The organism is uncultured Nostoc sp., assembly GCF_964245445.1.
Taxonomy (GTDB): domain Bacteria; phylum Cyanobacteriota; class Cyanobacteriia; order Cyanobacteriales; family Nostocaceae; genus Nostoc.
Genome location: NZ_CAXTNE010000421.1, coordinates 1 through 4,731, shown reverse-complemented (window position 1 = coordinate 4,731; position 4,731 = coordinate 1). Strand labels below are relative to the sequence as shown.

Here is a 4,731-nt window from a genome sequence, read left to right as displayed (position 1 = left end):
TGGAGGAGCAGGGGAAGCAGGGGAAGCAAGGATTTTAGATTTTGGATTTTAGATTAAAATTTAATCCAAAATCGTCAATCCAAAATCCAAAATTGAATTGCCCAATCTTAAACTCGACCTCGGAGAAACTGTGCCATTTCGTTAGGAGTTGGTGACATTTCTAAAGCAGTCTCTTCAGTAATCCGACCGTCTTGATAGAGATTGAGCAACGACTGATTCATCGTAATCATGCCGTCAAAGCCAGCTTGTTTCATCAACTCGCCAATTTCATCATATTTACCATCTTTGATCCATTCTTTAATTGCTTCAGTGTTAATCAAGACATCGTGGAAAGCAGCCCGCTTCCCGTCAGTTGTGCGGCATAACCCTTGGGCAATTACTGCCACTAAAGACTCAGAAATTGCCACCCGCATTGCATCCTGTTCATCACCAGAGTAGAGATTGAGAATCCGCTCAATGGTTTTGACAGCGCTATTGGTGTGCAGGGTTCCCATAACTAAGTGACCAGTCTGAGCGGCTTTTAGAGCGGTGTTAACTGTTTCCTTATCCCGCATTTCCCCCACCAGAATCAAATCTGGATCTTCCCGTAAAGCTGCTTTCAAAGCGTTGTCAAATTTCCGGGTATGCATTCCCACTTCCCGTTGTTTGACTAAAGACTTGCGGCTTTGATGGATAAATTCTATCGGGTCTTCAATGGTGATGATATGCTTGGCCATCTCCTTATTGATGTAGTCAACCATCGCCGCCATTGTCGTGGACTTACCAGAGCCAGTGGGTCCAGTCACTAAAATTAAACCTTTGTGATGATGGCAAATATCCCGAAAAACTGGGGGTAATCTCAACTGTTCCATAGTTAAGATTTTTAGCGGAATCAACCGCAATACCATCGCAGGCCCTTTAAGGGAGCCAAAAACATTAATCCGCACGCGAGCAAAGTCATATTGAGTTGCCCCGTCAAATTCCAAGTGTTCTTCAAAGCGCTGAATTTCCCCTTCACTCATCACCTCCCGTAACCAACTCATAAAAGCTTCTTTATCTGTTTCTGGATAATCCGTTGGTTGAATTTCTCCTCGGCTGCGGAAGCGGGGTACTTCACCTACACCCAAGTGAATGTCAGAATATCCCTGATCAAAAGCTTCTCTGATTAACTTCGCTAAAGTCAGTTGTAGACTGCTGTTTTTAGGAGGAACTGAACTAGGTATTGGCGGTGGACTAACCGGACGATGACCTGCAACAGGCGCGTTGCTACTTCTATCTGACATATCCAATGTTTGTGTCATCTGCCTCTGGGTACTAGAGGTTGGCGGTGGTGGCGGCGGCATTGGTGGCAGGTTACGTCCGGCAGCAAAGTTAGAATTTGATGGAGACTGTGATTGTGTCATATATCTTCACATTTGGTAGTTAAAAAGTTGAATTAACGAGAAGTGAAGTCACTTACTTCGATGAATTTTGAAGAGTGCTTGCATGCGAGCTTTAGTGGTAATGGGAGGCGATTGAAACTCTAGAACCATGTTCAATCCATTTCATCCACCTCAATTTGTATCTTTTTTTCCTGAAATTCCACTAATCAAATTATTTAGACAAATTATTTAACTTATCTACACTGGTTTAACACACGGAAGGACTCAAACTCCTTCAGAAAAAATACAGAGATTATTTAGTAATTTATAATACGTTTAATAAAACATAAATATTCTCACCCCTTAAATGAGAAATTTATCCTACGCATGGACACGAATTGCCAGCAATTAACAGCATAAACATTAGCAGATCATTTATTCAGCCCATCTATGAATTATGAGAACCAATACTAATTTTTATAAGAAATGTTAAGTAAAATAGGAGTAATATGCTGGGGATCAAGGTTAAAAGCTCATACCTTTTAGCTTATATATCTGAAGGCAGATGCATAAAACAAGTTGTTTGACATAGATATAAACGTTGACTTTTAATTCATAATTACAAAAAATTAACTGTAAACTTTAGTAAACAAATGCTCATTTTCCTAATTAGTTTTTATATACTGAATTTCACGTAGAGAAACAAAATCAGTTTACTCGCCAAAAGCGAGATATGACTGAAAATTAAAATTCGTTGTGTATTTTTGGGAGGAAAAGTCATGGTTTCTGCTCAAAGCTCTAATCTAGGAAAGACCTACTCCTTGTTGATGATTAAAAGCTTTTTAATATGGACTTTTACATTAGCAGTATGTTTGTTGGTTGTCGGTTTTCCACTAGTTGTCTTGATGGCTACGGTCGGATGTCTGTTGTCGATCATCTTACAATCTGTAATGCCTGTTAGTGCTGTTTTGCTTGTAGCAGGCGCTTTAATAATGTTTAATGTCATGGCAGTTGTATTGGCTGCGGGTGTACTAACTCTTAAAGGAGTTCATCCAAGTGAAATTAAATGGTTAAGCTGGCTGCATGGAGAGGCAGACCAAATGCAGACTACTGTTTACGCTGCTTGCCCTTTAACTTGTGAGATTAAAATGTAGTCATTACAGGTGAATAAGACAAACAGTGCGTCTGCCCGGTTTAGCCGGGTTTTTTCATGCTGTTTGTGATTTTACTTGTGAGATCAAGGTCTGGTCATTATAGATAAATTTGATAAACAATGCATCTACCCGATTAAGCCGGGTTTTTTTATGCTTATTGTGTTGTGTGATTTATCCTTTTAAGGAAGTCGGCACAATAAAAACAAACTGTGTGAAGAAAAGTAAACAAGGCTCAAACTGTTTTTCGTTCTGCTTTATCCCAACGATAATTATTTACGTTGACTTACTTATATTTATAGTTTGTGTGATGATTGAGCGCTAACTATTGACTATTGACCATACACCATTGACTATAACCATTGGCAAATAACAGATGACTAATGACTAATGACTAATCAAAAACGTGTTTGCATTATTTTGGGTACTCGTCCAGAAGCAATTAAACTAGCTCCTGTGATTCAGGTTTTCCAAAAGTCTTCAAGTTTTGAGTCGCAAGTAATTCTAACTGGACAGCATCGAGAGATGGTTGAGCAAGTTATGCAGCTGTTCAATATTAAGGCAGATTATGACTTGGAAATTATGCAGGTTCAACAATCTCTAAATGATATTACCTGCCGTAGTTTACAAGGGTTAGAGGCGTTATTTAAAGAGAAAAAACCAGATTTAATAGTGGTGCAGGGAGACACTACTACAGCTTTTGCCGCAGCTTTGGCAGCTTTTTATCAAAAAATCCCTATTGGTCATGTAGAAGCAGGTTTAAGAACTGATGATATCTTCAATCCTTACCCAGAAGAAGCTAATCGACGGTTGATTTCTCAAATTACTCAGTTGCACTTTGCACCAACTCCTTGGGCTGTGGAAAATTTACACCGTTCTGGTGTTTTGGGTGAAATTCACATGACGGGTAACACGGTAATTGATGCGCTGTTGAATATAGCTGCAACCCAAGCAGTTTGTAATATACCAGGCTTAGACTGGGATTCATACCGCGTTATGTTAGCAACAGTTCATCGTCGGGAGAATTGGGGAGAACCTCTGTTAGCGATCGCTCAAGGCTTTTTACAAATCTTAGACAAGTTTCCTGATACAGCAATGCTCTTACCGTTACACCGCAATCCGACAGTGCGAGTTCCGTTACAAGAACTTTTAGGGAATCATCCCCGAATTTTCTTGACAGATCCTCTAGATTATGGGGAATTGGTGGGTGCAATTGGGCGATCACATCTTTTGCTCACTGACTCTGGTGGTTTGCAAGAAGAAGCCCCCAGCTTGGGAAAACCAGTACTAGTTTTAAGAGACACCACCGAAAGACCAGAAGCTGTTGCAGCTGGTACAGCCAAACTTGTAGGCACTACGAGTGAGAACATTTTTGCAAATGCTGCTGAATTACTTAGCGATCCAGATGCTTATGAAGCAATGGCAAATGCAATTAATCCCTTTGGGGATGGTCATGCAGCAGAGCGTATTTTGCAGATTGTACAAAATTACCTGGGTCTTTCATCAGAAACATAAACTTAGGAACTTAGATTAAACAAAATGCAAAATTTCTGTTTTTCAGGCTGCATAAAATCGGCTTTTCTGCCGATTTTTTTAAGCTTAAACAGCAAAAAGCCCCACCTATCAGGGGATAGCCGAGCGTGGGATGAATGATTTATCTCCATCCCACAAGAAAATAGTAGAATCTACAATACCTTAGCCAAAATAAGATGCTGAAGAGAGAGGGCGCTCTGTAGTAGAGTTATTGTCCCTCACAACGACAACTCAAAAACTACCGAAAAGATAATCGATTACTACAAGTAGGTCGTATTCATCCCGTTTCTGCTGGCGCAAAAACCGTGGATTGTGCCCATTCCTGGCACAACTAAATTGAGCCGCCTGGAAGAAAACATTGCGGCAGCAAACATCGAGCTGACGCAGGACGAATTGAAAAGCATCGACGAGGCATTGGCACAAATTACAGTGGAAGGCGATCGCTATCCAGAAGAGTTGGAAAAGCGAACGGGATTGTAGACGAAATCGCCGGACAGAAAACTGTGACTCAAAGAAGGAGGTGCGGATGACAAATACACCACAGAAGGACGGAACTCAAACCTCTGTGAGGATAAGTGAAGCGGCACATAAAAACCATGAGGAACTTTTTCCAAACTACGAATCGACTCTGAAAGTAACCGACCCTGAACTGAGGGACTTCCAAATAAAAAAATATACCATCGCTATAGAGGCAGGGGGCAGGGGGC

General features: G+C 40.8%; 4 protein-coding genes and 1 pseudogene. 4 read left to right on the top strand and 1 reads right to left on the bottom strand.

The annotated features are described in order from the left end of the window. Positions 1-107: 107 nt before the first annotated feature. A complete protein-coding gene (locus tag ACFE90_RS36450; protein WP_375507113.1) occupies positions 108-1,382 on the bottom strand; it encodes a type IV pilus twitching motility protein PilT in 1,275 nt (424 codons plus the stop codon). Between the two features lie 737 nt (positions 1,383-2,119). On the opposite strand from ACFE90_RS36450, the gene ACFE90_RS36445 reads away from it, so the two are divergent. The 4 genes and pseudogenes from ACFE90_RS36445 to ACFE90_RS36430 all read left to right on the top strand — a co-directional run. Beyond that, complete coding sequence (locus tag ACFE90_RS36445) at positions 2,120-2,494, top strand: hypothetical protein (RefSeq protein ID WP_375507112.1); 375 nt, start codon at positions 2,120-2,122, stop codon at positions 2,492-2,494. 387 nt (positions 2,495-2,881) lie between these two features. Then, the gene (gene wecB, locus ACFE90_RS36440) at positions 2,882-4,006 is read left to right on the top strand and encodes a non-hydrolyzing UDP-N-acetylglucosamine 2-epimerase (RefSeq protein ID WP_375507111.1); all 1,125 of its coding nucleotides are present in this window, start codon (positions 2,882-2,884) and stop codon (positions 4,004-4,006) included. A gap of 297 nt (positions 4,007-4,303) precedes the next feature. Then, positions 4,304-4,504 carry an aldo/keto reductase gene (locus tag ACFE90_RS36435; RefSeq protein WP_375507114.1) on the top strand — a complete coding sequence of 67 codons (201 nt, stop codon included), beginning with the start codon at positions 4,304-4,306 and terminating at the stop codon, positions 4,502-4,504. Positions 4,505-4,550: 46 nt separating this feature from the next. Beyond that, positions 4,551-4,731, top strand: a pseudogene (locus tag ACFE90_RS36430) (hypothetical protein); the annotation flags it as partial.

Coding starts and splice junctions, on each gene's coding strand:
- ACFE90_RS36450 (WP_375507113.1), bottom strand. CDS start 1,382: ATGACACAATCACAGTCTCCATCAAATTCTAACTTTGCTGCCGGACGT.
- ACFE90_RS36445 (WP_375507112.1), top strand. CDS start 2,120: ATGGTTTCTGCTCAAAGCTCTAATCTAGGAAAGACCTACTCCTTGTTG.
- wecB (WP_375507111.1), top strand. CDS start 2,882: ATGACTAATCAAAAACGTGTTTGCATTATTTTGGGTACTCGTCCAGAA.